The 25,731-nt window shown below is 72.2% G+C and carries 19 protein-coding genes and 1 rRNA gene; 6 read left to right on the forward strand and 14 right to left on the reverse strand.

Features of this window, described 5'->3' with window-relative positions:
• Nucleotides 1–84 precede the first annotated feature (84 nt).
• Both BGK67_RS14665 and BGK67_RS14670 read right to left on the reverse strand, forming a co-directional pair.
• Nucleotides 85–1,608: ribosomal RNA gene (locus BGK67_RS14665) — 16S ribosomal RNA — on the reverse strand.
• 610 nt (nt 1,609–2,218) lie between these two features.
• Nucleotides 2,219–3,226, reverse strand: a complete 1,008-nt coding sequence (locus BGK67_RS14670) for a stage II sporulation protein M (RefSeq protein ID WP_069923861.1) — start codon at nt 3,224–3,226, stop codon at nt 2,219–2,221.
• Nucleotides 3,227–3,336: 110 nt separating this feature from the next.
• On the opposite strand from BGK67_RS14670, the gene BGK67_RS14675 reads away from it, so the two are divergent.
• Nucleotides 3,337–4,278 carry an RDD family protein gene (locus BGK67_RS14675; RefSeq protein WP_069920509.1) on the forward strand — a complete coding sequence of 314 codons (942 nt, stop codon included), beginning with the start codon at nt 3,337–3,339 and terminating at the stop codon, nt 4,276–4,278.
• Between the two features lie 4 nt (nt 4,279–4,282).
• Here BGK67_RS14675 and BGK67_RS14680 read toward each other — a convergent pair whose 3' ends face one another.
• Both BGK67_RS14680 and ahcY read right to left on the reverse strand, forming a co-directional pair.
• Complete coding sequence (locus BGK67_RS14680; protein ID WP_069920510.1) at nt 4,283–4,900, reverse strand: hypothetical protein; 618 nt, start codon at nt 4,898–4,900, stop codon at nt 4,283–4,285.
• Between the two features lie 87 nt (nt 4,901–4,987).
• Complete coding sequence (ahcY, locus tag BGK67_RS14685) at nt 4,988–6,424, reverse strand: adenosylhomocysteinase (RefSeq protein ID WP_069920511.1); 1,437 nt, start codon at nt 6,422–6,424, stop codon at nt 4,988–4,990.
• A 365-nt stretch (nt 6,425–6,789) separates the two neighbouring features.
• Between ahcY and BGK67_RS14690 the strand changes: the two genes are divergently transcribed.
• Nucleotides 6,790–8,904 carry a fructose-specific PTS transporter subunit EIIC gene (locus BGK67_RS14690; protein WP_069920512.1) on the forward strand — a complete coding sequence of 705 codons (2,115 nt, stop codon included), beginning with the start codon at nt 6,790–6,792 and terminating at the stop codon, nt 8,902–8,904.
• Nucleotides 8,905–9,232: 328 nt separating this feature from the next.
• Here the strand turns inward: BGK67_RS14690 and BGK67_RS14695 are convergent, their stop codons facing one another.
• The 6 genes from BGK67_RS14695 to BGK67_RS14720 all read right to left on the reverse strand — a co-directional run bounded on the left by BGK67_RS14695 (nt 9,233) and on the right by BGK67_RS14720 (nt 14,839).
• Nucleotides 9,233–10,168 (reverse strand): cation diffusion facilitator family transporter, encoded by a 936-nt coding sequence (locus BGK67_RS14695; protein ID WP_069920513.1) that lies wholly within the window; start codon nt 10,166–10,168, stop codon nt 9,233–9,235.
• Between the two features lie 72 nt (nt 10,169–10,240).
• Nucleotides 10,241–11,398, reverse strand: a complete 1,158-nt coding sequence (manA, locus tag BGK67_RS14700) for a mannose-6-phosphate isomerase, class I (RefSeq protein ID WP_069920514.1) — start codon at nt 11,396–11,398, stop codon at nt 10,241–10,243.
• 39 nt (nt 11,399–11,437) lie between these two features.
• Nucleotides 11,438–12,571 (reverse strand): SIS domain-containing protein, encoded by a 1,134-nt coding sequence (locus BGK67_RS14705; protein ID WP_069920515.1) that lies wholly within the window; start codon nt 12,569–12,571, stop codon nt 11,438–11,440.
• 32 nt (nt 12,572–12,603) lie between these two features.
• Nucleotides 12,604–12,789, reverse strand: coding sequence for a Trm112 family protein (locus tag BGK67_RS14710; protein ID WP_037797711.1), 186 nt, complete (start codon nt 12,787–12,789; stop codon nt 12,604–12,606).
• A 226-nt stretch (nt 12,790–13,015) separates the two neighbouring features.
• Nucleotides 13,016–14,386 (reverse strand): phosphomannomutase/phosphoglucomutase, encoded by a 1,371-nt coding sequence (locus BGK67_RS14715; RefSeq protein ID WP_069920516.1) that lies wholly within the window; start codon nt 14,384–14,386, stop codon nt 13,016–13,018.
• Nucleotides 14,387–14,464: 78 nt separating this feature from the next.
• Nucleotides 14,465–14,839, reverse strand: coding sequence for a DUF3499 domain-containing protein (locus tag BGK67_RS14720; RefSeq protein WP_069920517.1), 375 nt, complete (start codon nt 14,837–14,839; stop codon nt 14,465–14,467).
• Nucleotides 14,840–14,929: 90 nt separating this feature from the next.
• On the opposite strand from BGK67_RS14720, the gene BGK67_RS14725 reads away from it, so the two are divergent.
• Nucleotides 14,930–15,409, forward strand: coding sequence for a metallopeptidase family protein (locus tag BGK67_RS14725; protein WP_079154186.1), 480 nt, complete (start codon nt 14,930–14,932; stop codon nt 15,407–15,409).
• A gap of 64 nt (nt 15,410–15,473) precedes the next feature.
• Here BGK67_RS14725 and BGK67_RS14730 read toward each other — a convergent pair whose 3' ends face one another.
• From BGK67_RS14730 to BGK67_RS14740, 3 genes are all read right to left on the reverse strand, one after another.
• Nucleotides 15,474–16,964, reverse strand: a complete 1,491-nt coding sequence (locus BGK67_RS14730; RefSeq protein ID WP_069920519.1) for a DUF5719 family protein — start codon at nt 16,962–16,964, stop codon at nt 15,474–15,476.
• Nucleotides 16,961–20,563, reverse strand: a complete 3,603-nt coding sequence (locus tag BGK67_RS14735) for a glycosyltransferase family 2 protein (RefSeq protein ID WP_069920520.1) — start codon at nt 20,561–20,563, stop codon at nt 16,961–16,963. Before BGK67_RS14735 ends, BGK67_RS14730 begins: the two co-directional genes overlap by 4 nt.
• A 291-nt stretch (nt 20,564–20,854) precedes the next feature.
• Complete coding sequence (locus tag BGK67_RS14740) at nt 20,855–21,118, reverse strand: WhiB family transcriptional regulator (protein ID WP_003983763.1); 264 nt, start codon at nt 21,116–21,118, stop codon at nt 20,855–20,857.
• 640 nt (nt 21,119–21,758) lie between these two features.
• On the opposite strand from BGK67_RS14740, the gene BGK67_RS14745 reads away from it, so the two are divergent.
• The 3 genes from BGK67_RS14745 to BGK67_RS14755 all read left to right on the forward strand — a co-directional run bounded on the left by BGK67_RS14745 (nt 21,759) and on the right by BGK67_RS14755 (nt 24,632).
• Complete coding sequence (locus BGK67_RS14745; RefSeq protein WP_432215514.1) at nt 21,759–22,253, forward strand: cysteine dioxygenase; 495 nt, start codon at nt 21,759–21,761, stop codon at nt 22,251–22,253.
• 103 nt (nt 22,254–22,356) lie between these two features.
• Nucleotides 22,357–23,316 (forward strand): 2-phospho-L-lactate transferase, encoded by a 960-nt coding sequence (gene cofD, locus BGK67_RS14750; protein WP_069920522.1) that lies wholly within the window; start codon nt 22,357–22,359, stop codon nt 23,314–23,316.
• Nucleotides 23,313–24,632 carry a coenzyme F420-0:L-glutamate ligase gene (locus tag BGK67_RS14755; protein ID WP_069920523.1) on the forward strand — a complete coding sequence of 440 codons (1,320 nt, stop codon included), beginning with the start codon at nt 23,313–23,315 and terminating at the stop codon, nt 24,630–24,632. The genes cofD and BGK67_RS14755 overlap by 4 nt, the downstream gene beginning before the upstream one ends.
• A gap of 25 nt (nt 24,633–24,657) precedes the next feature.
• Here BGK67_RS14755 and BGK67_RS14760 read toward each other — a convergent pair whose 3' ends face one another.
• Complete coding sequence (locus tag BGK67_RS14760) at nt 24,658–25,695, reverse strand: DNA-3-methyladenine glycosylase family protein (protein ID WP_069920524.1); 1,038 nt, start codon at nt 25,693–25,695, stop codon at nt 24,658–24,660.
• Between the last annotated feature and the right edge of the window lie 36 nt (nt 25,696–25,731).

The following is a 25,731-nucleotide window of genomic DNA, read 5'->3' on the forward strand; positions in this document are numbered from 1 at the left end:
ATCCGAAGGTGCCAACTAATCAACGTTCCACCCATGAGCTGACCGTGCAGAACATTTGTCTGCAATCGGTACTGTGCTCCTTAGAAAGGAGGTGATCCAGCCGCACCTTCCGGTACGGCTACCTTGTTACGACTTCGTCCCAATCGCCAGTCCCACCTTCGACAGCTCCCTCCCTTACGGGTTGGGCCACCGGCTTCGGGTGTTACCGACTTTCGTGACGTGACGGGCGGTGTGTACAAGGCCCGGGAACGTATTCACCGCAGCAATGCTGATCTGCGATTACTAGCAACTCCGACTTCATGGGGTCGAGTTGCAGACCCCAATCCGAACTGAGACCGGCTTTTTGAGATTCGCTCCACCTCACGGTATCGCAGCTCATTGTACCGGCCATTGTAGCACGTGTGCAGCCCAAGACATAAGGGGCATGATGACTTGACGTCGTCCCCACCTTCCTCCGAGTTGACCCCGGCGGTCTCCTGTGAGTCCCCATCACCCCGAAGGGCATGCTGGCAACACAGGACAAGGGTTGCGCTCGTTGCGGGACTTAACCCAACATCTCACGACACGAGCTGACGACAGCCATGCACCACCTGTATACCGACCACAAGGGGGCACTATCTCTAATGCTTTCCGGTATATGTCAAGCCTTGGTAAGGTTCTTCGCGTTGCGTCGAATTAAGCCACATGCTCCGCTGCTTGTGCGGGCCCCCGTCAATTCCTTTGAGTTTTAGCCTTGCGGCCGTACTCCCCAGGCGGGGAACTTAATGCGTTAGCTGCGGCACCGACGACGTGGAATGTCGCCAACACCTAGTTCCCAACGTTTACGGCGTGGACTACCAGGGTATCTAATCCTGTTCGCTCCCCACGCTTTCGCTCCTCAGCGTCAGTAATGGCCCAGAGATCCGCCTTCGCCACCGGTGTTCCTCCTGATATCTGCGCATTTCACCGCTACACCAGGAATTCCGATCTCCCCTACCACACTCTAGCTAGCCCGTATCGAATGCAGACCCGAGGTTAAGCCTCGGGCTTTCACATCCGACGTGACAAGCCGCCTACGAGCTCTTTACGCCCAATAATTCCGGACAACGCTTGCGCCCTACGTATTACCGCGGCTGCTGGCACGTAGTTAGCCGGCGCTTCTTCTGCAGGTACCGTCACTTTCGCTTCTTCCCTGCTGAAAGAGGTTTACAACCCGAAGGCCGTCATCCCTCACGCGGCGTCGCTGCATCAGGCTTTCGCCCATTGTGCAATATTCCCCACTGCTGCCTCCCGTAGGAGTCTGGGCCGTGTCTCAGTCCCAGTGTGGCCGGTCGCCCTCTCAGGCCGGCTACCCGTCGTCGCCTTGGTGGGCCATTACCCCACCAACAAGCTGATAGGCCGCGGGCTCATCCTTCACCGCCGGAGCTTTCAACCCCCGCCCATGCAGGCAGGAGTGGTATCCGGTATTAGACCCCGTTTCCAGGGCTTGTCCCAGAGTGAAGGGCAGATTGCCCACGTGTTACTCACCCGTTCGCCACTAATCCACCCCGAAGGGCTTCATCGTTCGACTTGCATGTGTTAAGCACGCCGCCAGCGTTCGTCCTGAGCCAGGATCAAACTCTCCATGAATGTTTACCCGTAATCGGGTGCACACATCACGTAGAGCGGGACGATCATGTCGGAATAAGACCGACCGTCCACTGCGTCCTCGCTGTGTAATCGCCTGCAAGCACTCCACGAGGGAGCCCCACAGGTCTTTTTCAAAGGAACCTCATCCACCGAAATGGACGGGGTATCAACTTTTGGCGTTGATTTTTGGCACGCTGTTGAGTTCTCAAGGAACGGACGCTTCCTTCGTACTCACCCTCTCGGGCTTTCCTCCGGGCTTTCGTTCTGTTTTCCTGCTGTTCTTGCGTTTCCGACTCTATCAGACCCTCTCGGGCCCGATTTCCTCGGCGCTTTCCAGGTCCTGCGCTTTCGCGCTTTCCCTTTCCGGCGATTCCGACTCTATCAGAATGTTTCCACCGAATTTACCGGCTTCGGATTCCTGCTTGAGGAGTCGTTGAGCCCCGCTGGAATTGCATTCCCTGCAGGGGCGAGAAAGATTCTAAACCATCGCTGCCGAACTTGTCCAGTCCGAGGCAACCGTTTGAATCTACCTCTCCGTGCGCCATGTGTCAACAGGGCTTCCGGGACGACGAGACTAGCAGCTCGGTCGGGTCGTCCGCACATCCGCACATCAGGCGGCCGTGGGCAGCGTCGCCGTGCGGTCGGCGGCCTCCACGTCGCCCGCCTCGCCGGCCCGCGCGGCCCTGCCGCCGAGGACGTAGACGTAGATCAGGAAGGCTGCCTCAGCGATCACGCCGATGGTGATGCGCGCCCAGGTGGGCAGGCCGGACGGGGTCACGAAGCCTTCGATCAGGCCCGAGACGAACAGGACCGCCGCGAGGCCGATGGCCATGCCGAGCGCCGCGCGGCCTTGTTCCGCGAGGGCCGTGCGGCGGGTTCGGGGGCCCGGGTCGATGACCGTCCAGCCCAGGCGCAGGCCCGTGCCCGCGGCGACGAAGACCGCCGTCAGTTCGAGCAGGCCGTGCGGGAGGATCAGGCCGAGGAAGACGTCGAGGCGGCCGGCGGAGGCCATCAGGCCCAGGCCGACGCCGAGGTTGGCCATGTTCAGGAAGAGGATCCAGAGCACCGGGATGCCGAGGAAGGCGCCGAGGACGAGGCAGATCGCCGCCGCCTGGGCGTTGTTCGTCCAGACCTGGGCGGCGAAGGATCCCGCCGGATGGCTGGAGTAGTACGTCTCGTACTCGCCGCCGGGCTTCGTGAGCTCCTTGAGGTGCTCCGGGGCCGCGATGGCGCCCTGGACCTCCGGGTGGGTCGCTATCCACCAGCCGATGAGCACGCCGAGCGCCGTGGAGAGCAGCGCGGTCGGTATCCACCAGCGGCGGCTGCGGTAGACCGCGGCCGGGAAGCCCACCGTGAAGAAGAGAACGGCGTCGCGCCAGCCGGCCCGCCGGGTGCCCGTCACGGTGGCGCGGGCGCGGGCGACCAGCTGGGTCAGGCGGCCCGTGAGCATGGGGTCGGGTGCGGTGGACTGGACGAGGGAGAGGTGGGTGGACGTGCGCTGGTAGAGGGCGACGAGCTCGTCGGCCTCGGCGCCGGTCAGCTTTCGGCCGCGGCCGAGGAGCTGCTCGAGGCGGTCCCATTCCGCGCGGTGTGCCGTCACGAAGACGTCGAGATCCATCCGGTTGCCGCTCCCCTGCCCCATGCCCCTGCTGCTGGCTATTCCTCGTGTGGTCAGCTTGGCAGACTGGATGCCTCAGGGGCGGGGCAGGTCACGCGAAAGGTGCTGTGGTGAGCGATCTGGTGACGGGGGACGCGGTCGTCCTGGGGTTGAGGCCCGCGAGGCTGCCGAGCCGGGCGCTGGCGATCGTCCTCGACCTGGTCGTGTACGTCGCGGGGTACGTGATCCTGTCCGTCGGCCTCGCCTTCGCGACCGCCTCGCTGGACGCGGCGGCGCAGGCGGCCGTGACGGTGGCCTCCTTCGTGCTGCTGCTGGTCGGGGTGCCGATCGCGGTGGAGACGCTGACCCACGGCCGGTCGCTCGGCAAGCTGGCGTGCGGGCTGCGGGTGGTGCGGGACGACGGCGGGCCGATCCGGTTCCGTCATGCGCTGGTGCGCGGGGCCATGGGGGTCGTGGAGCTGCTGATGACCTTCGGGGCCGTGGCGTGCATCGCGTCGCTGGTGTCGGCGCGCGGGCGGCGGCTCGGGGACGTGTTCGCGGGAACCCTGGTCGTGCGGGAGCGGGTGCCGGGGGCGCGGGTGATGCCGGTGCCTCCTCCGCCGCCGTGGCTGGCGGGGCGCTTCGGCGGGCTGGACCTGTCGGCGGTGCCGGACGGGCTGTGGCTGGCGATACGGCAGTACTTGACGCGGATGGACCAGCTGGATCCGCGGGTCGGTGCGGAGATGGCGGCGCGGCTCGCGGACGATCTGGTCGCGCGGACCGGGGCGCCCGCGCCGGCGGGGGTGCCGGCCGCCGCGTTCCTGATGGCCGTGGTGCACGAGCGGCAGTCGCGGGACGCGGCCCGGGCCTTCCGCCAGGCGGCCCCGGTGCCGGGCGCCGCCGGGTACGCCCCGGCCGCCGTGACCGGGGCCGCGCCGGTACCCGCGTACGGACCCCCGGCCGCGTACGGTCCCCCCGCCCCGTACGGTGCCGGGCCGGTGCCGCCTGTCGCGGCCGCGCCGGCCGCCCCCGTGGAGGCGCCGCGCGCCGGCGGGTTCGCGCCGCCCGCCTGAGGGGTCACTCCTCGAAGGCGGAGGGCGGGGTCTCCAGGTGCTCGAGTTCGATGCCGGGAGCGGACAGGACGACGTCGCCCGCGAGGTGGACGGTGTGGACCTCGCCGGTGTCCAGGGCGCTGACCTGGTACTCGTCCACCAGGAGCGGCCCACTGTCGGTGGGGTGCTCCTGGCGGCGCAGCAGGGCCCAGGCCTGGTCGACCGTACGGGGGGCGAGTACCGGGTCGGTGAGGGCGAGGAGCCGGACGCGGGTGGCGGGGGCGCCGGGGGTCAGGCGCAGCAGGCGGGCCGTCGCGATGAGGAAGGCCGGTGAGGTGCCGGTGAAGCCGGGGGCGCGGACGTTGCCCTCGGTGGCCTCCGCGCCCGTGGGGTCGGTACGGACCCAGGTGACGCCGTCGATGGCGGCCCCGCGCACCTGCCAGCTCGACGCGTTCACTTCGAGGCGGATGGGCCGGCCGAGTTCGTCGATGGCGAGGTCGACGGAGCCCCGGTGGTCGCCGTTCGGGGCAGTCAGCTGGGAGACGTAGCGCCAGCCGGAGGGGCCGGGGGCGCAGTGGAAGTGCTCCTCGCCGAGGGGGGCGTGGTCGTGCGGGTCGTGCAGGGAGTAGCGGCCGCGGGGCATCGTGTCGGTCCTTGGTGGGTACGGGGCAGGCCCCCGGCATCCGAGCCGGGGGCCTGCGTGACGTGCTGCCGCTCCTGCCGCGTGGGATCAGTAGCGGTAGTGGTCGGGCTTGTACGGGCCCTCGACCTTGACGCCGATGTACTCGGCCTGCTCCGGGCGCAGGGTGGTGAGCCTGACGCCCAGCGCGTCCAGGTGGAGGCGGGCCACCTTCTCGTCCAGGTGCTTGGGCAGCACGTAGACGTCGGTCGGGTACTGCGACGGCTTGGTGAACAGCTCGATCTGGGCCAGGGTCTGGTCCGCGAACGAGTTCGACATCACGAACGACGGGTGGCCGGTCGCGTTGCCCAGGTTCAGCAGACGCCCCTCCGACAGCACGATCAACACCTTGCCGTCGGGGAACTTCCAGGTGTGGACCTGCGGCTTGACCTCGTCCTTGACGATGCCCTCGATCTTCGCCAGGCCGGCCATGTCGATCTCGTTGTCGAAGTGGCCGATGTTGCCCACGATCGCCTGGTGCTTCATCTTGGCCATGTCCGAGGCCATGATGATGTCCTTGTTGCCCGTGGTGGTGATGAAGATGTCCGCCGTCTCCACCACGTCGTCCAGCGTGGCGACCTGGTAGCCGTCCATCGCCGCCTGCAGCGCGCAGATCGGGTCGATCTCCGTGACGATCACCCGGGCGCCCTGCCCGCGCAGCGACTCCGCGCAGCCCTTGCCGACGTCGCCGTAGCCGCAGACCACCGCGACCTTGCCGCCGATCAGGACGTCCGTGGCCCGGTTGATGCCGTCGATGAGCGAGTGGCGGCAGCCGTACTTGTTGTCGAACTTCGACTTCGTCACCGCGTCGTTCACGTTGATCGCCGGGAAGAGCAGGCTGCCCTCGGCCATCATCTCGTAGAGGCGGTGGACACCCGTGGTGGTCTCCTCCGTCACACCGCGGATCTCGGACGCGAGCTGCGTCCACTTCTGCGGGGCCTCGCCGAGGGTGCGGTTGAGGAGGGTGAGGATGTGGGCGTACTCCTCGGAGTCCGCCGTCGCCGGGTCGGGGACGGCCCCGGCCTTCTCGAACTCGACGCCCTTGTGGACGAGGAGGGTGGCGTCACCACCGTCGTCGAGGATCATGTTCGGGCCGCCGGTGGGGGTGTTCGGCCAGGTCAGCGCCTGCTCCGTGCACCACCAGTACTCCTCCAGCGTCTCGCCCTTCCAGGCGAAGACGGGGACGCCCTGCGGGTTCTCCGGGGTGCCGTTCGGGCCGACCGCGATGGCGGCGGCCGCGTGGTCCTGGGTGGAGAAGATGTTGCAGGAGGCCCAGCGGACCTCCGCGCCGAGGGCGACGAGGGTCTCGATGAGCACGGCGGTCTGCACGGTCATGTGCAGGGAGCCGGTGATGCGGGCGCCGGCCAGCGGCTGGGCCTGCGCGTACTCGGCGCGGATCGACATCAGGCCCGGCATCTCGTGCTCGGCCAGCGTGATCTCCTTGCGGCCGAAGGCGGCGAGGGAAAGGTCTGCGACCTTGAAGTCCATGGGTGCTGCTCCTCATGGTTCGAGAGGGTGGGTACGGCTGAGCCGTGCGCCTGCCGTGCGTGAGCAGGAGGCGGCGCACCGAGCACAGTCCGTCGGGGGCCCTCTCTCCCCTCGGCCGGTCACGAGGACCGCCCGACCGCCATCAGCAGCGACGCCTGACACTGATGACGAATCTACACCGATCGGCCCAGCGACCCCCAGTTGGACGGGGACGAGTCATCGCGGGGATTCGGGCCCTCCGGCGGACGGGTTCAGGGCCTTTCGGACTTTTGATGCATTCCTTGCCCGGGGAAGGATGCCGGTGGATCGGAACACGTGCTCGATCGTGCGGTCCCGCAGGTCGCCCACGGCGTAAGGAGATGTCAGTGACCAGTCCGGCAGGCCCTCCCGCGGGCGGGGGCGCTGGGGGCGCCTCCCAGGAGAAGTCCGGGGGAGGGCAGAAGCGCCTGAAGCTGCTCGCCGTCACCGCGTGCCCCACCGGGATCGCGCACACGTACATGGCCGCGGAGAAGCTCCAGCAGGCCGCCGACCGCCTCGGCGTCGACATGAAGGTGGAGACGCAGGGCTCGATCGGAGCGGAGAACGTGCTCTCTGACAACGATGTCAGAGAGGCGGACGGCATCATCATCGCCGCCGACAAGGAGGTCGACCGCGAGCGCTTCGCGGGCAAGCGCGTCCTGTCCACCGGCGTCGCGGACGGCATCCACAGGCCGCAGGAGCTGATCGAGCGCGTGCGGAGCGCGCCCGTGCAGGCCGGGACGGCCGCGGGCGCGGGCGCCGGCAGTGGCGGGAGCGGAGCCGGGGGCGGGGGCCACGAGCGCGGGGCCGCGTACAAGGCGCTGATGAACGGCGTCTCGCACATGATCCCGTTCGTGGTCGTCGGCGGTCTGCTGCTGGCCGTCTCGATCGCGCTCGGCGGGCATTCCACGGCCGAGGGCATCGAGTTCGACAAGGGCTCGTTCTGGTTCTACGTCAACGCCCTCGGCGGCCTCGGCTTCAAGCTGATGTTGCCGATCTTCTCGGGCTACATCGCCTACGCGCTCGGGGACCGGCCGGCCCTCGTACCCGGCATGATCGGCGGCTTCCTCGCCGCCGACGCCGTGAACATCTACGGGGCCGAGGCCAACGCGGGCTTCCTGGGGGCCATCGCGACCGGCTTCCTGGCGGGCTATCTGGTCGTCTGGATCAAGAAGGTCAAGGTCCCCGGGTTCGCCCAGCCGATCATGCCGATCATCGTGATCCCGATCGTGTCGACGGTCGCGCTCGGCCTGTTCTACGTCTACGTGATCGGCCGGCCGATCTCCTGGGTGTTCACGCACCTGACCAACTGGCTGAACGGGATGACCGGCTCCAGCGCGATCGTGCTCGGCGCGCTCATCGGCCTGATGATCGCCTTCGACATGGGCGGCCCGGTCAACAAGACGGCCTTCCTCGTCGCGGTGGGCCTCATCGGCACCAACAACGCGGTCATGGGCATGGCCGCCGCCGCGATCCCCGTCATGCCGCTCGGCCAGGGCCTGGCAACGCTGCTGCGCCGCAAGCTCTACTCCGACCAGGAGCGGGAGACGGGCATCGCCGCGCTGTTCATGGGCTTCTTCGGCATCTCCGAGGGCGCGATCCCCTTCGCCGCCGCGCGGCCGGCGCAGGTCATCCCCGCGAACATGCTCGGCGGCGCGGTGGCCGGCGCCCTCGCGGGCCTGTCGGGGGTCGAGGACTCGGTGCCGCACGGCGGTCCGATCGTCGCGGCGTTCGGTGCCGTCAGCGGGGTCGCGATGTTCTTCGTCGCGATCGCGGCGGGCACGGTCGTCACCGCCCTGGCCACCAACGCGCTGATCGGGATCGAGCAGCGCAGGGACGGCGGGCGCGCGCCGCGGGCGGCCGCCCCCGAGCCGGTCCTGGCCGGGGCGGGCACGGGCGCCGGCGCCGCTGTCGCCGCCGGTGCGGGTACGGCTTCGGGTGCCGGCGCAGCCGCCGTACGGGCGCGGTCCGGGGCCCCGGGCGCCGACCGGGCAGCCGGGCAGCCGGAGGTGCTCTCCGGCTACCTGACCGGGCAGACGGTGCGGACGGAGCTGGCCGCCGGATCCAAGGAGGCGGCGATCCGCGAGATGGCCGAGATGCTGGCCGCCACCGGCAACGTCCGGGACGTCGACGAGCTCGTACGGGTCGCCCTCGCGCGGGAGGCGCAGGGGACGACCGGCCTCGGCGAGTCGATCGCGATCCCGCACGCCAAGACGGACGCGGTGTCCCGCCCCACCGTGGGCTTCGCCCGGTCCGGCGAAGGCATCGAGTGGGGCGCTCTGGACGGGACGAAGGCCCGGCTGATCTTCATGATCTCCGTACCGGAGTCCGCGGCCGGCGACGAGCACCTGCGCATCCTGGCGCTGCTGTCGCGCAAGCTGATGGACGGCGGGTTCCGGGAGCGCCTGCGCAGCGCCCCGGACGAGCCCGCGATTCTGGACGTGCTGCGCGAGATCCAGTAGCCGCGGCTCCGCCCGACGGGGTCCCCCACCTGGTGCGGGACCCCGTCGGCGTTGCCCGGCGCCGCCGGCCCTTACAGTTCGGCCGCACGTTCGGATCGAGGAGAGCTGGGGCGGGGTCGTGGGCCCGGTGGCCGGGTCGCCCGGCGCGTTCAGCGTGAGGGTGCCGAAGGACCGGCTGTTCCTGCTGGGCGACACCCGCGGCGACTCGGCAGGCAGGACGCCCCCTGGTGCTGTGGCCGGTGAACCTTTCCGGTCACAGCACCAGGCAACGGCGAAGGCCCCCGCGAGCCGTGGTGTGCGGCGCGCGGGGGCCTTCGTACGTCCGGGGCTACTTGGTGAGGGGGGTGGTTCCCTCGGGGCGGTAGACGTCCGGCTCGAGGTAGATCACCCGGGCGATCGGGACGGCCTCGCGGATGCGGGCCTCGGCGGCGTTGATCGCGTCCGCGACCTGGATCGCGGTGTCGTGGCCCGCGACGGCGATCTTGGCGGCGACCAGCAGCTCCTCGGGGCCGAGGTGCAGGGTCCGCATGTGGATCACGCGGGTGACGACGACGCCGTCGACGAGCGCCGCGTTGATCTTCTCGACCTCGTCGGTGCCCGCGGCCTCGCCGAGCAGCAGGGACTTGGTCTCCGCGGCCAGGACGATCGCGATGATGATGAGCAGGACACCGATGCACAGGGTGCCGATGCCGTCCCAGACGCCGTTGCCGGTCACCAGGGCGATGCTGACGCCGCCGAGGGCGAGGACCAGGCCGACGAGCGCGCCGAGGTCCTCCAGGAGGACCACGGGCAGCTCGGGGGCCTTGGCCCGCTTGATGAACTGGCTCCAGGTCTGGCTGCCGCGGACCTGGTTCGACTCCTTGATCGCGGTGCGGAAGGAGAAGGTCTCGGCGATGATCGCGAAGACGAGGACGCCGACCGGCCAGTACCAGGCCTCGATCGCGTGCGGATGGTTGATCTTCTCGATGCCCTCGTAGATGGCGAACATGCCACCGACGGTGAAGAGCACGATCGAGACGAGGAACGCGTAGATGTAGCGCTCCCGCCCGTATCCGAAGGGGTGCTGCGGTGTTGCCTCGCGCTTGGCCTTCTTCCCGCCGAGGAGCAGCAGACCCTGGTTCCCCGAGTCCGCCAGCGAGTGGACGCTTTCGGCGAGCATCGATGAGGATCCGCTGAAGAGGAATGCCACGAATTTGGCTACAGCGATGGCGAGGTTGGCGACGAGTGCCGCCACGATCGCCTTGGTACCGCCCGACGCGCTCATGGGTGCAGGGTGTCCTTCCTAGCCACTGACTACCGGCCGCACATTGTTGCAGCTGTGGCGGCGGGCGCCGCGTCAGACCACCACGGTGGCCCGGAAGACGGTGCCCGTTCCGGACAGTTCGGCCTTTTCGCCCGCCGGTACGAACACGGACTCGCCCGGAGCGAGCGGCAGTTCCGAGGCGCGGGGCGAACCGGCCGTGCAGAGCAGGATCTGCGGCGCGTCCGCCGGGAGCACGCGGGAGGCCGCGCCGGGCGCGAGCAGGAAGCGGGAGAGCCGGAACTCGTCGATGGGGGCCTCGTAGACCTCCTCGCCGTCACCCTCGGGGCGCAGCACGTGCGGGTCGCCGGACTCGAACTTCACGATCTTCAGCAGCTCGGGCACGTCCACGTGTTTGGGGGTGAGCCCGGCGCGCAGCACGTTGTCGGAGTTGGCCAGCAGCTCCACGCCGAGGCCGTCGATGTAGGCGTGCGGGACGCCCGCGCCGAGGAACACCGCCTCGCCGGGCTGGAGTCGGAAGTGGTTGAGCAGCATGGCCGCGATGACGCCCGGGTCGCCGGGGTGCTCGTGGACGAGGTGGGCGTACGGGGCGTACGGGCCGCCCAGGCGCTCGGCGGCGGCCGCGGCCTCGGCGACGGTACGGGCCATCTCCTCGCGGTCGGCGGTCAGTACGGCGGTGAGCACCTCGCGCAGCGCGGCGTCTTCGGGGTGGGCGCGCAGCAGGTCGGCGTACGGCTTGAGGGAACCGACCCCGAGGCCTTCGAGCAGCTCGGCGGAGTGCAGCGGGGGCCGGAAGCCGCACAGTCCCTCGAAGGGGGTCAGCGCGCAGAGCATTTCGGGCTTGTGGCTGGGGTCCTTGTAGTTGCGGTGGGCCGCGTCGATCGGGATGCCGCGCCGTTCCTCGTCCTCGAAGCCCGCCTTCGCCTGGGCGAGGTCGGGGTGGACCTGGAGGGAGAGGGGGGCGCCGGCGGCGAGGACTTTGAGGAGGAAGGGCAGCCGGGGGCCGAACCTGGCGACGGTGGCGGCGCCGAGCTCGCCCTCGGGGTCGGCGGCGATGACGTCCGAGAGGGCCTGCTCACCGGCTCCGCGGTCGATGCGCGACGGTGCGCCCGGGTGGGCGCCCATCCACATCTCGGCCTGGGGCTCGCCGGTGGGTTCGGCGCCGAGCAGGTGGGGGATGGCGGTGGTCGACCCCCAGGCGTAGGGGCGGATCGTGTTCGTCAGGCGGTCCATCGTCGTCTTCCTGGATAGAGCCGGGCACGGACGTGTACCTCAGCTGTGTCCCCCGGAAGCCAACGCCAGGTAGGCGGTGGCGAAATCCGTGACGGCGAGGAGTTCGGCGAGCTGCTCCAGCTCCGCCCCCTCCTCCGGTTCGAGCTCGCTGACGGCCGTGTCGTGGCTGAGGGCGAGCTCGCGTGCGGCGGGGGCGGCGGAGAGCCCGCCGGCCGGCCGGTCACGCAGCAGGACGATGCGGGCGCGCAGAGCCTGGGGCTCGTCGACCCGGTCACGGAAGAAGTCTTCGGGATCGGCCCCGGCGGCGAAGGACCCGGCGAGGAGCACGCCGTGGGCGGGGAGCGCCTCGGGGAGCGCCGCGGCCAGTGCGGGCCGGCCGGCGAGCTCGGCGAGGGTCGCGGCGAAGCGGCGGCCGGCGGGGCCGGCGCCGGCGCCTTCGCTCCAGATGAGCGGGAGGGAGTCGGCGAGCTCGGAGGCGAGGGTCTTGGCCGGGTTGGAGTAGGTGGCGATGGCGGGTCCGCAGCGCTCGGCGGTGCGGTCGAGCCGGTCGGCGACGAGCTGGAGGGTGGCGGGGGCGGCGCTGATCATGCCGAGCTTGTCGAGGAGCACCAGCAGCGGCGTCAGCAGGGCCCACAGGGCGCCGGGTCCGGCCGCGGCGGACTCGTCGTACTCCTGGTACGGGGCCTTGGCCATCGGTACGAGGAGCCCGTGCGCGCCGTCCACGGCCTCGCTCAGCGGTGAGCGCTCGGGGGCGACGGCGACGACGTTGCAGCCGCGCCGGTAGGCCTGCTCGGCGAGGACGGCGAGGCCGGGCTCGGCGCCGTCCGTGGTGGCGATGAGCAGCAGGTCGACGGAGCCGGCCCAGCCGGGCAGGGACCAGCGCAGGGCCCCGGAGGCGTGCGCGACGCCGGTGGGGTCCAGGCGGATGACGGGCGCGGAGGCTCCGGCGAGGGCGCCGAGCAGGTCGGCGACGCCGGTGGCGGCGGTGCCGCTGCCGGCGATCAGGACGGCGCGGGGACGGCCGTCGGGGCGCAGCTCACCGAGACCCGCTTCGACCGCGTGGCGGGCCGCGGTGCGGACTCTGGCGCCGGCTTCGGCGGCGCCCCGGAGCAGGCCCCGCCGGTCGGCGCGGGCGAGATCGTCCGGTGCGTCGAGGAGCGACTCGTCGAGCATGGCGGCCTCCGGCGGTGTCGGCTCGTGCGGGGTCAGGCGGGGCGGCGGGCCTCGTCCACGAGGAGGACCGGGATTCCGTCACGGACCGGGTAGGCGAGGCCGCAGTCCTGGCCGGTGCAGATCAGCTCGGGAGCCGTCTCGTCGGCCGACTTGTCCTCGAGGGGCGAGTGGCAGGCGGGGCAGGCGAGGATCTCCAGAAGACCGGCTTCGAGCGGCATGGGGCGGGGTCCCTTCGGGGATGCGGATGGTTCTGCGGTACGGCGAGGTCAGCGTACCGCCGAGTCACCTGCGGTGCGGCCTGACCGGGCTCGGGTGCGGCGCCGTTGCCGGGGCTCCGCCCCGGACGCCGAGCCTCAAACGCCGGCGGGGCTGGATCGTGCGGCCTGAGCGCCGGGCAGGGCGGAATTGCGCGGAGCGCAACCCGGCCGTTGCCCGGCGCACCGATCAGGAGCGGATGAGCGCCAGGATCTCGTCGCGGACCTTGGCCAACGTCGCCTCGTCGCGGGCCTCGACGTTCAGGCGCAGCAGCGGTTCGGTGTTGGAGGCGCGGACGTTGAACCACCAGTCCGTGCCCGTCGCCGTCAGACCGTCCAGCTCGTCCACCGTGACGCCCTCACGGTCACCGTAGGCCGCCTTGACCGCGGCCAGCCGGCCCGCCTGGTCCGCGACCGTCGAGTTGATCTCCCCCGAACCCGCGTACCGGTCGTAAGAAGCCACCAGACCCGACAGCGGCCCCTCCTGCCCGCCAAGAGCCGCCAGCACGTGCAGCGCCGCGAGCATGCCGGTGTCCGCGTTCCAGAAATCCTTGAAGTAGTAGTGCGCCGAGTGCTCACCACCGAAGATCGCACCCGTCTTGGCCATCTCCTCCTTGATGAAGGAATGCCCCACCCGCGTACGCACCGGCGTGCCGCCGTTCTCCCGCACCACCTCCGGCACCGACCACGAAGTGATCAGATTGTGGATCACCGTGCCGGTGCCGCCGTTGCGGGCCAGCTCCCGCGCGGCGACCAGGGCGGTGATCGCGGACGGCGAGACGCCCACGCCGCGCTCGTCGACGATGAAGCAGCGGTCCGCGTCCCCGTCGAAGGCGATACCCAAATCGGCGCTCTCGGCAAGGACCCGGGCCTGGAGGTCGACGATGTTCTTCGGATCCAGCGGGTTCGCCTCGTGGTTGGGGAAGGTCCCGTCCAGCTCGAAGTACATCGAGACCAGGTCCAGCGGAAGGCCCTCGAACACCGTCGGAACGGTGTGACCACCCATACCGTTGCCCGCGTCCACCACCACCTTCAACCGGCGGATCGCCGTCAGGTCCACCAAACCGCGCAGGTGGGCGGCGTAACCGGTGAGGGTGTCCTGCTCGGTGACCGTGCCGGGAACCGTGCCGGCCGAGATGGCCGGGGCGCCCTCCTCCGACCACTTCTCCACCAGCTCACGGATCTGCGACAGACCCGTGTCCTGACCCACCGGCGCCGCACCCGCCCGGCACAGCTTGATCCCGTTGTACTTCGCCGGATTGTGCGAGGCCGTGAACATCGCACCCGGCAGACCCAGCGAACCCGACGCGTAGTACAGCTGGTCCGTCGAACACAGCCCGATCAACGTCACATCCACACCACGGGCGGACGCACCCCGCGCGAACGCCGCCGACAGACCCGGCGAAGACGGCCGCATGTCATGACCGACCACGATCGCCGACGCACCCGTCACCTCCACGAACGCGGCACCGAACAGCTCCGCCAACGACTCGTCCCACTCGTCCGGCACGACACCACGCACGTCATACGCCTTGACGATGTTCGAAAGATCTGCGGCCACTGCCAGCCCTCCTGAAGGTTCTGTCCGGTCCGGCAAACCTACCTTGAACCGGCGCCCGCACTTCAGGTGAGCGGAGCCTCAGGAATCGGGCGATCGCAGGACGCGCAGGTGTCCGCGGCGGGTCTCGCCGGGGGCGGGCGCCCGCGAGCCCGAGCCTCCGGCCTCCGCCGCGCGCTCGGGCGGGCGGGCCGCTTCGCGGACGGCGTTGGCGAGGGCTTCGAGGTCGTCGCCGCTGGGGCGCGACGGCCCGGAGCCGTCGGACAGGCGGACGACGTCCCAGCCGCGCGGGGCGGTCAGGCGCTCGGAGTGCTCGGCGCACAGGTCGTAGCAGTGGGGCTCGGCGTAGGTGGCGAGCGGGCCGAGAACTGCGGTCGAATCGGCGTAGACGTACGTCAGCGTCGCGACGGCAGGGCGGCCGCACGCGGTGCGCGAACAACGACGTACAAGGCTCACGACGTTGGACGGTACCGCACTCTTGACCGGGCCGCGACGACTCTCCCGCCGCTCACTCCCCCGTGTCGTGCCGAGAGCTACCCTGCGGGGGTGACCGACAGCCCGCTGCCTCCCCGTCCTGCCCAGCCCCCGGTCGGGGCCCCCGCCGAGCCGCGCCCGCGTCGGCGGGACCGGCACGGACGCGGGATGCGCGGGCCGGTGGCGCCGCCGCAGGTGCCGTTGTCGGCGAGCAGGTCGGAGCTGTTCGGTGACCTCGTACGGGATTCCGTGGAGCGGCTGGAGCGGCGCTGGCCGCAGCTGGCCGAGGTGGAGTTCCTGGTCGGTGACGTGCCGGGGCCGCCGGGCGGACCGGACGCCGGCTGGAACGACGAGGCGGTGCCGCTGGGCGGGGTCTCGGAGCCCCGCGAGGGCCGGCCGGCCCGGATCGTGGTGTTCCGGCGGCCGGTGGAGATCCGCACCAAGACGCGCGACGAGAAGGCGCTGCTGGTCCACGAGATCGTGGTGGAGCAGGTGGCGGAGCTGTTGGGGCTGTCGCCGGAGACCGTGGATCCGCGGTACGGGCAGGACTGACCGCGGCCGGGCCCGGCCCGGGCGCCGCCGCGGGGAACCGCGCCGGCGCCGCACGTCGGACGCGCTACCTCGTCAGGACCGAGAGGTCTTCGGCGGCCTTGGGGACCGCGACCGTGGAGTGGTCGTCGGACAGGGTCTGGACGGTGAACATCGACGTGCCCTCGTGCGGGAGGTTCAGGGTGCGGGCCGCGTGCACCGGCCCGCCCGAGAGGGTCTCGACGGTGAGGGCGTAGGAGCCCTTGCCGCCCGCCGGGGCCACGGCCACCACCTGCGTGGTGCCCGCCTTGACGGTCACTTCCTGGGAGGCCGCCTCCCCGCCTCCGGTGCCCGGCGAGGCCGTCACCTTGACCTTCGCGTCCGTGTCTCCGGGCACCGTCAGCGACAGGGCGGTCGCGTTCTCCTCCGGCCGGTTGTCGGCCACGGTCGCCCGCGTGCCCACCGGCCCGCTGGCCTGGACGAAGCCCAGTTCCTGCTTGGCCCCGCTGCCGCGCACCACCCGGACCGCCGCGACGACCGGGGCCGCCTTCTTGGCGTCCGCCGGGGCGAGCAGCAGGGAGCCGGGCTCGCCGCGGGTCACGTCCTTGAGGTCGACGCTCGCGGTCATACCCGCCTTGACGTGCAGTTGTTCGTTGCCCGCCGGGCTGATGGCCCCGTTCGGGCCGGCCAGCCGGATCTTCAGGTCCGCGTCCTGGTCGCCGGGTGCGAAGGCCACCAGCCGTACGGAGACCGCGTCGGCCGGGATGCCCGGCAGGACCAGGGAGCCCGCCGGGTCCGCGGCGGCCGGCAGCCAGTCGGCGCCGACGCCTTCCTCGGCGACCTGGACGGAGGCGCCGACGCGGCCCGCGCGGGTCGTCACGTGGGCGGTGGCGTCCGCGAGCTGGCTGCCCGGGACCAGGGAGGAGAGCAGGACCGACTTGCTGGACTTGGGGTCGATCCGGATGTTCTCGCCGGTGCCCGCGTCGGGCTTGGCCGGCCCGTCCGGGCCGAAGAGCCTGATGTCCACGACGGCCGCGGCGTCGTCGGGGTTGGTGAGGTGGAGGTAGTCCTCGCGGCCCTTGGCGGTGCTGACGGCGGGGAACCAGAAGTCGGTGCCCGGCGCGGTGCAGGCGGCGCCGAGGACGCCCCGGGCCCGGCCGACCGAGACCTTGGTGGTCAGCTGCGCGGTCCAGCCGGGGGCGAGGACCCCGTCGGCGCTGCCGCCCAGGGCGGGGGCGTCGGCTCCGGAGGCGGTGGCCCCGAAGGGCTTGCCCACCTCCTTGGGCTCCAGCACCGGCTTGGCGTCCTTGGTGGCGCCGAGCAGCCGGGCGGAGCCCTTGCCCTCGGCGGGCGCGGCCGCGCCGGGGGTGAACGCGGTGTACGTGGTGTCCGCGATGTCCGAGGAGCTGGGGGCCGGGCAGACCAGCAGGGACCGCTCCACCGGCATGCGGGCGGCGGCCGGGGCCTTGCCGTCGGCCGCCGGGCCGCCGGCGCCGGGCGCGGTGAGGGCGGCGACGCCGGTGAGGGCGGCCAGCGCCGCGGCCACGGCCGCCAGCGTGAGGGGTGCGCGCTGCTTCACTGCTGGGGGCTCCCGTCCGGACGCGGGTCGTACTGGGCGTGGCCGTCGCGGCCGTTGTGCGGGTCGTACGGCTGGTAGGGCTCGTACGGGTAGGGGTACTGCTCCTGTGCCTGCTGCTGCGGGTACGGGTACTGCTCGTACTCCCCGGGCTGCGGGTAGGGCTGCTGCGGCTGGGGTTCGTAGGCGTAGCCGCTCTGGTCCGGGTAGGCCGGGTAGGCGTACTCACCCGGACTCCCCTCCGTCCCGTACACCGGCTGTGCCGGGATCTCCGCGTACGGGTCGGCGGCCACGGCGGCCTCCACCGGGGCGGGGGCCGGGGCCTGCTCGGCCTCGGCGCGCAGCCGGCGTGCGCGGCGGCCCTCGCCGGGCTCGCCCGGGCCGGGCTGGGCCGGGATGGCGGCCTCGTCCTCGGGGAGGTCGTCGTCGAGCCGTTCGCGGCGGCCGGGCAGGGCCATCACGAGCAGCACCAGGGCGAGGAGCCCCTGGGCCCAGTGCCAGCCGGTCCGCAGGAGGGAGTCCTCGTGGACGAGGTCGAGGCGGCCGCCGGCGGCGGGCAGTTCGAAGCCCTGGGCCCAGCCGTCGAGGGTCTTCGGCTCGAGGGGCTTGCCGTCGAGGGTGGCCTGCCAGCCGGAGTCGGCGCGGTCGGCGATGCGCAGCACGCGGCCCGCCTCACCGTCCGGGATCTTGCCGTGGGCCTCGACGGGGCCCGCGGCGACGGGGATCGGGGCCTCGCCCTGCTTGCCGGAGACGATGACGGCGCGCGGCAGCCAGGGTTCGACGCCCCACAGCGCCGTGCCGTCCTGCTGGTGGCGGCGGCTGAGGCCGGGGGTGGCGTCGAGGACGCGGCGGATCTCTTCGGGGCCGCCGGGGCGGAACATGACGAAGCGGATGGCGTAGGCGCTGAGCTGGCTGGACTGGTCGGCTCCGGAGCCGGCGACCAGGTTGGAGACGACCTTGTCGAGGCGGGGGTCGCTGCCGGTGCGGGCGGCGGTCTCGGCGTCGCCGAGGCGGCCGCCGGAGCCGCGGACGAGGCTGTAGGAGACGGTGGCGGGCGGGTCCAGGTCGAGGACCAGGGTGCGGGTCTGGTTGTCGTCCCCGCCGGCGTCGGCGACGAAGGCGGGCACCTGCACCGGGTCGCGGCGCTGGAGCGGGCCGTCGGCGCCGGCGACGAGCCAGGCGGCCGCGGCGAGCAGCGGTCCGGCGGCGGCGGCGAGGGCGATCAGCGCGGCCAGCGGCTGGCGCCAGCCGAAGCTGCGGGCGGCGACGCGCTCCTTGGCGCCGTCGGCGCCGAGCGCGGCGGCCGCCAGCAGGGCGAGGCCGTAGACGAGGGTGGCCGGTCCGGCCCAGCCGTCGCGGTTGAGGAGGACGGCGAGGAGCAGTGCGGCGAGGGCGGTGGCCCAGGCGGTGCGGACGGCGAACTGCCGGTCGGTGCGCAGCAGCGCGGCGAGCGCGGCCAGGACGATGCCGATCAGCAGCAGCCCGCCGGCGGTGCCGGGGCCGCCGGGGCTGATGCCGAGCAGGTCCAGCGCGGAGGCGGAGCCGGTCTCGTAGGGCAGTCCGGCCTCGCGCAGGAAGCGGCCGGGGTGCGTGAGCAGGCCCAGCGACCAGGGGGCGAGCACGAGGAGCGGGACGGCGAGGGTGGCGAGGTACCGCGGCCCGTACGCCTTCCACTGCGTGCGCCGCACGGCGAGCGCGGCGGCCCCGAGGACGGCGGCGAGCGGCCAGACGACGGGGGTGAAGGCGGTGGCCGCGGTCAGCAGCAGGGTGTACGTCCACACGGCGCGCCAGCTGCCGCGCTCGCTGTCGGCGAGGCCGCAGGCGGCGACGGCGGAGCGGGCGATCAGGGGCAGCAGGACGGCGAGGACGGCGGTGCCGAGGCGGCCCCCGGCGAGGGCTCCGGTGACGGCGGGCAGGAACGCGTAGGCGATGGCGGCCCAGGCGCGCAGCAGCCGGGATGCGACGAGCGGCCGGGAGGCGAAGTACGCGGTGAGCCCGGCGAGCGGGACGGAGCCGACGAGCAGCAGGGTCAGGGCGGCGTGGCTGGAGCCGAAGAGGAGCGCGGCGAGGGCGCCGAGGACGGCCAGGTAGGGCGGTGCGTCGGCGGCGGAGCCGGTGGAGACGGCCTGCCAGCCGTCGGTGTAGGCGCGCCAGAGGTCGGAGCCGCTGTCGGGGGCCGGCAGCAGGGCGCCGCCCATCAGGGAGCCGCCGCCGATCAGGGAGCGGCAGGCGAGCAGGGAGACGAGCAGGAGGAGGCCGAAGAGTACGGGGGCGGGGTTGCGGGCGATCCGCTTGAGGCGGGCGAAGCGCTCCTCGGCCACCGGGTAGTCGCCGTCCTCGCCGGGTGCGGTGAGGATGCTGGCGCCGCCGTGCCGGCCGGCGGGGGCGGGGTCGGTGGCCCGGACGTCGCCGAAGTATCCGGCGAGCTGTTCGGCGTTGGCCCGCAGGGAGGCGCCGGGCGGCGGGAAGAGCGGGCGCAGCTCGGCGGTGGGGACGGCGGGGCGGCGGCGGGCCTTGCGGGCGGCGAGGATCCGGCCGGGGCGCAGCAGGGTGGCCAGGAGGCCGGTGATCTCGTCGACGGCCTGGCCGGGGGCCTTGCCGACGAGGTAGGCAAGGGTGCGCAGCACGGTGCCGAGCAGGACGCGCAGCAGGACGTAGGGCAGGGCGCGGCCGGAGCTGTTGGCGAGCATCGTGTAGACGGCGCCGGCCTTGTCGACGCGGTGCGGGCTGGAGCTCGTACGGCCGGCGCAGTCGACGGTGCGGCGTTCGCGGGCGGAGGCCTCGGCGTGGCGCATGACGGCGTCGGGGGCGACGAGGACGGTGTGGCCCGCGTTCTGGGCGCGCCAGCAGAGGTCGACGTCGTCGCGCATGAGGGGCAGCCGCTTGTCGAAGCCGCCGAGGGCGTCGTAGACGTCGCGGCGGATGAGCATGCCGGCGGTGGAGACGGACAGGACGGGGCGGATCTGGTCGTGCTGGCCCTGGTCCTGTTCGCGGCGGTCGAGTCCGGTCCAGCGGCGGCCGCTGCGGGCGATGGTGACGCCGGCTTCGAGGAGCTGCTTCCTGTCGTACCAGCCGCGCAGTTTGGGGCCGATGACGGCGGCGTCGGGGTTCTCGTCGGCGACGCGGAGCAGTTCGGTGAGGGCGTCGGGTTCGGGCGCGCTGTCGTCGTGGAGGAGCCAGAGCCACTGGACGGGTTCGCCGTGCGGGAGCTCGGGGAGGTCGTAGGTGTCGTCGCGCCAGGTGCGGCTGACGGGGTCCCAGCCGCTGGGGCGCTTGAGGTACGGGAGGTCCTCGGGGGTCAGGGTGCCGGCGGTGCGGGCGGCTTCGTCGACGGCGGTGCCGAATCCGGTGCGGCGGGCCAGGTGCAGGACGCGGTCGTCGCCGAAGGCCTCGGTGAGGAGCCTTGCGGACTCGTCGGCGCTGCCGGTGTCGGCGGCCATGTGGTTCTGTGCGGGGCGCTCCTGGCCGAGCAGGCCGGCGAGGGTCCGGGGCAGCCAGCGGGCGCCGTCATGGGCGACGAGGACCGCGGTGACGACGTGCCGGGGGAACTCGGGTGTGGCGGGGGCCTGGTGGGAGGCCGCCGACTGGCTGTGCAGGGACATCGCGCTACTGGCCCTCCGGCCTGGGGGTCCCCCGGGACCGGGTCACGGGGGAGGGTCCGGGGGTGGTGTTCCCTCGGAGGCTGCTGGACAGCGCCCCACCCTAACGGCTGGCAAAGCAGCGGTCCGCCTCCTGCGGGGAAGGTGCAGGAGGCGGACCGTTTGCCGTGCTGTTCGCGATGTTCCGCGCCGTGCTGCGTGTGGTGCCGTTTGCCGTGATTTGCCCTGTTGGCCGCGCAGTTCGGCCGGTCGTGCGGCGAGCGGCGGGTATCCGGTGGGAAGCCCCGGGCCGTATCAGACCGCGGCCTTTTTCAGCCTGCGGCGCTCACGCTCGGACAACCCGCCCCAGATGCCGAATCGCTCGTCGTTGGCGAGGGCGTACTCGAGGCATTCGGAGCGGACCTCGCAGGCGAGGCAGACCTTCTTGGCCTCGCGGGTGGAGCCGCCCTTCTCGGGAAAGAAGGATTCGGGGTCGGTCTGGGCGCACAGAGCGCGCTCCTGCCATCCGAGCTCCTCGTCCGCCTCCTCGACCAGCAGTTCCTGAAACAGCTCGGTCATGTGCGCCCCTCGCTCTGTCTGTGCGTCCCCGTGGTGATGCCGTTACTGATCGCTACGTAACGACACGAGTGAAATTACAAGTGCGTGGCTCCGGCGCAGTCAAGCCGGGATCTGCTATTGGGCCCCTTATTCACTCTGCGGAACCAAGCCTATGCAGAAAGTGTTCATATCGCCAAAAATCGTGACACATGCCACTCGTGTCCCTACTGCGCGCCTCTACCCGCAAATCACGCGTCCCCCCGTGGTGGGGTTGCGATTCGGCCAAAGAAGCGGCGGAGATCACAGTCCGGTCACGAGATGAGGCCTGAGGTTTGGGCTCGGTATCGCGGCACATCCCCTGACCTGGAGTGCACAAACCTTTCTCCGCGCACATGAACCGGATGAGGTGAAACTTTCGCCCAAACCAGACATTGGGTTGACAGTCCGGCCTCTGACCCGTTCTCCTTGTTCGCATGTCAGCGCCCGCAGTCGCCACCCGGACCCCCATTCGTGGGTTCCTGTGCGCTGCCCAGGTTCGCTGTTGCTGTTGCAGCTGTTGATGCCTTCGGAGCTTCGGCTCCCTTGAGCTCCGGCCGCCCCCGCAGCAACCGCCCGCACCACTGACATCCGTCGAGGACTTCCCACGATGAACAGCACCCCGATCACCGTAGAGAGCGACCTCCAGATCGCCGGCGACATCCTCGCCGTCCAGCACCTCCTGCAGCCCGCCCGGGAACACCCGGCGACCGTCGCCGAGTTCGTCGGGCTCGCCCGCTCCATCGCCGAGGACCGCGCCTCCTGGGAGCACCTCGTCCGCTACGACGCCACCACCCGCTGGTACCACCGGCTGCGCATCGGTCCCGGCTACGAGGTCTGGCTGCTCAGCTGGGTGCCCGGCCAGGGCAGCGGCCCGCACGACCACGGCCCCTCCTCCGGCGTCCTGACCGTCCTGGAAGGCGAGCTCACCGAGCGCGGCCCCCGCGGGCGGCTCACCCTCGGCGCCGGTGCCCAGCGGGTCTTCGCCTCCGGCTACGCGCACGAGGTGGTCAACGACACCCTCGACGGCGCGGTCAGCCTGCACGTCTACTTCCCCGGCCTGACCGAGATGCCGATGCACAGCTGCTCGCCGGCCACCCCGGAGTCCGTCCCCGCGTGAGCCGCCCGGCCTGACAGCCCGGCCCGCCGCCCGCTCGCCCGGCCGCCGCCGCCCGCCCGGCCGCCGCCGCTCGACGGCAGCCCGCGGCTGACAGACTGTCCGCATGCGCATTGTTGTTCTGGCCGGCGGTATAGGCGGCGCCCGGTTCCTCCGCGGACTCAAGTCGGCAGTGCCCGACGCGGACATCACGGTCATCGGCAACACCGGTGACGACATTCACCTGTTCGGGCTCAAGGTGTGCCCCGATCTGGACACGGTGATGTACACCCTCGGCGGTGGCATCAACGAGGACCAGGGCTGGGGCCGCACCGACGAGTCCTTCACCGTCAAGGAGGAGCTCGCCGCGTACGGGGTCGGACCGTCCTGGTTCGGCCTCGGCGACCGCGACTTCGCCACCCACATCGTCCGTACCCAGATGCTCGCGGCGGGCTACCCGCTGAGCGCCGTCACCGAGGCCCTCTGCGACCGCTGGCAGCCCGGGGTCCGGCTGCTGCCCATGTCCGACGACCGGGTCGAGACCCACGTCGCGATCACCGAGGCCGGTACCGGAGAGCGCCGGGTCATCCACTTCCAGGAGTACTGGGTCCGGCTGCGCGCCGCGGTGGACGCGGAGGCGATCGTCCCCGTCGGGGCCGAGCAGGCCAAGCCCGCGCCCGGCGTGCTGGAGGCCGTCGCCGCCGCCGACGTGATCGTCTTCCCGCCGTCCAACCCGGTCGTCTCGGTCGGGACGATCCTCGCCGTGCCCGGCATCCGGGACGCCGTGGCCGCCGCCCGGGCGCCGGTCGTCGGCCTCTCCCCCATCGTCGGGGGCGCGCCCGTGCGCGGGATGGCCGACAAGGTGCTGGCCGCGGTGGGCGTCGAGACCACGGCCGCCGCCGTCGCCCTGCACTACGGCACCGAGCTGCTCGACGGCTGGCTGGTGGACACCGCCGACGCGGACGCCGTCGCCGTGGTCGAGGCCGCCGGGATCGCCTGCCGCGCGGTGCCGCTGATGATGACCGACGCGGCCGCCACCGCCGAGATGGCCCGGGCCGCGCTGGAACTGGCCGAGGCCTGCCGGTGACCGGCCCGCACACCTCCGGCGGGCGGGTCCCCTCGTACGAGGTACGGGCCGTCGACGGGATCCCCGAGGTCCGGCGGGGCGACGACCTGGCGAAGCTGATCACGGTGGCCGCTCCCGACCTGCGCGACGGGGACGTCCTGCTGGTCACCTCGAAGATCGTCTCCAAGGCCGAGGGCCGCGTCGTCGAGGCCGCGTCGCGCGAGGCCGCCATAGACGCGGAGACGGTACGGGTCGTCGCGCGGCGGGGTCCGCTGCGGATCGTCGAGAACCGGCAGGGCCTGGTGATGGCGGCCGCGGGCGTGGACGCCTCCAACACGGCGCCCGGCACGGTCCTGCTGCTGCCCGAGGACCCCGACGCCTCGGCGGCCGCGATCCGCGAGGGGGTGCGCGACATCCTCTCCGTGGACGTGGGCGTGGTCGTGACGGACACCTTCGGGCGGCCGTGGCGCACCGGGCTCACCGACGTGGCGATCGGCTCGGCCGGGGTGCGGGTCCTGGACGACCTGCGCGGGGGCACGGACGCGCACGGCAATCCGTTGAGCGCGACGGTGGTGGCCACCGCCGACGAGCTGGCGGCGGCGGGCGACCTGGTCAAGGGCAAGGCGGCCGGGCTGCCGGTGGCCGTCGTGCGCGGCCTCGGGCACGTGCTCGGCGAGGGCTCGTCGGCGCGGGACCTGGTGCGCACCGCGGCCGAAGACATGTTCCGGCTGGGCACCTCGGAGGCGGTACGGGAGGCCGTGACGCAGCGCCGTACCGTACGGGCCTTCTCGGCCGAGCCGGTGGACCCGGGCGCGGTGCGGCGGGCGGTGGCGGCGGCCGTGACGGCCCCGGCCCCCCACCACACGACGCCGTGGCGGTTCGTACTGCTGGAGTCGGCGGCCGCCCGGCTGGAGCTGCTGGACGCGATGCGGGACGCGTGGGTCGCGGACCTGCGGGCCGACGGGAAGCCGGAGGAGTCCGTCGCGAAGCGGGTGCGGCGGGGGGACGTGCTGCGGGCCGCCCCGTACCTGGTGGTGCCGTGCCTGGTGACGGACGGCGCGCACGACTACGGGGACGCGCGGCGGGACACCGCGGAGCGCGAGATGTTCGTGGTCGCCATGGGCGCGGGCGTGCAGAACTTCCTGGTCGCGCTGGCCGGGGAGGGGCTGGGCTCGGCGTGGGTGTCCTCCACGATGTTCTGCCGGGACGTGGTGCGCGAGGTGCTGGGGCTGCCCGGTGACTGGGATCCGATGGGGGCGGTGGCCGTGGGGCACCCGACGGAGCCGCCCGGGGAGCGGGCCGCGCGGTCCGCCGAGGACTTCATCCGGGTCCGGTAGCCGGGCGGCCGGGCGCGCCGGGCGGTCAGAGCAGGCCGATGTCGGTTCGCGGCATGCGCGGTACGCGGCGGGGCGGGGTGTGGCCGGCGAGGAGGATGAGGCGGGCGGCGCGGTGGCGCTGGCCGGCGTACGGGGCCAGGAGCTCCAGCATGGCGGCGTCGTCGGCGTCGCGGTCCCCGGCGAGGGCGTAGCCGATGATGCCGGGGAGGTGGAGGTCGCCGGTGGTCACGGCGTCGGGGTCGCCGTTGCTGCGCTGGAGGGTCTCGGCGGAGGTCCAGGGCCCGATGCCGGGGACGGCCTCCAGCCGGGCGGCGGCCGCCGCGTACTCCATGGCGGCGGCCTCTTCGAGGCGGCGGGCGACGCGGGCGGCCCGGACGATGGTGTCGGAGCGTTTGGCGTCGACCCCGGCCTTGTGCCAGTCCCAGGACGGGATCATGGCCCAGGTGCGGGCGGTGGGCATGACGTACAGGCCGAGGCCGTACCGGCCCGGGACGTGCGGGCCGGGGGCGGGCTCGCCGTGCTGGCGTACGAGGCGGCGCCAGGAGCGGTACGCCTCGTCGCTGGTGACCTTCTGTTCCAGGATGACCGGGATCAGGGACTCCAGGACCAGCCCGGTGCGGGTGAGGCGCAGGCCGGGGCGGCGGCGGTGGCTGGCGTGCACGAGGCGGTGGCGGGGGACGAAGGCGGTGGGGTCGTCGCCGGAGCCGAGGAGTGCGGGCAGCTGCTCGAGGAGCCAGTCGGCGCCGGGGCCCCAGGCCTCTGCGTCGATCTCGGCGCCGGTCCGGGAGACCCGGAGGGTGGCGGGGCCCTGCGGGGTCTGGCTGGCGCGCCAGACCGAGCCGTCGGGGGTGGTGCGGAAGGGGGGGTCGGCGGGGCCGCGTCTGAGGGGGCCGAGGGTGATGCCGAGGTCTACGGGGCCGGTGGGGGTCCAGCGGCGGGCCTTGGCGCCCGGCGGGGGCTTGGCGCCGCCCGCCGTCCCGGCCGGGTGGGGTCCGCCGTCGGGCAGGGGGGTGCGGCCGCCGCGCACGGTGGTGCGGTTCAGTGGGTCGAAGCGGCCGGCCATGCCTTGAGCGTAGCCCCGCCGGGGGGCGGGACGGTC

Origin of the sequence: Streptomyces subrutilus (genome assembly GCF_001746425.1) — a bacterium.
Lineage (GTDB): Bacteria > Actinomycetota > Actinomycetes > Streptomycetales > Streptomycetaceae > Streptomyces > Streptomyces subrutilus_A.

Excerpts from the sequence above, each read along its gene's own strand:
- BGK67_RS14670 (WP_069923861.1), bottom strand. The coding sequence starts at position 3,226 with ATGGATCTCGACGTCTTCGTGACGGCACACCGCGCGGAATGGGACCGC.
- BGK67_RS14680 (WP_069920510.1), bottom strand. The coding sequence starts at position 4,900 with ATGCCCCGCGGCCGCTACTCCCTGCACGACCCGCACGACCACGCCCCC.
- ahcY (WP_069920511.1), bottom strand. The coding sequence starts at position 6,424 with ATGGACTTCAAGGTCGCAGACCTTTCCCTCGCCGCCTTCGGCCGCAAG.
- BGK67_RS14695 (WP_069920513.1), bottom strand. The coding sequence starts at position 10,168 with ATGAGCGCGTCGGGCGGTACCAAGGCGATCGTGGCGGCACTCGTCGCC.
- manA (WP_069920514.1), bottom strand. The coding sequence starts at position 11,398 with ATGGACCGCCTGACGAACACGATCCGCCCCTACGCCTGGGGGTCGACC.
- BGK67_RS14705 (WP_069920515.1), bottom strand. The coding sequence starts at position 12,571 with ATGCTCGACGAGTCGCTCCTCGACGCACCGGACGATCTCGCCCGCGCC.
- BGK67_RS14710 (WP_037797711.1), bottom strand. The coding sequence starts at position 12,789 with ATGCCGCTCGAAGCCGGTCTTCTGGAGATCCTCGCCTGCCCCGCCTGC.
- BGK67_RS14735 (WP_069920520.1), bottom strand. The coding sequence starts at position 20,563 with ATGTCCCTGCACAGCCAGTCGGCGGCCTCCCACCAGGCCCCCGCCACA.
- BGK67_RS14740 (WP_003983763.1), bottom strand. The coding sequence starts at position 21,118 with ATGACCGAGCTGTTTCAGGAACTGCTGGTCGAGGAGGCGGACGAGGAG.
- cofD (WP_069920522.1), top strand. The coding sequence starts at position 22,357 with ATGCGCATTGTTGTTCTGGCCGGCGGTATAGGCGGCGCCCGGTTCCTC.
- BGK67_RS14760 (WP_069920524.1), bottom strand. The coding sequence starts at position 25,695 with ATGGCCGGCCGCTTCGACCCACTGAACCGCACCACCGTGCGCGGCGGC.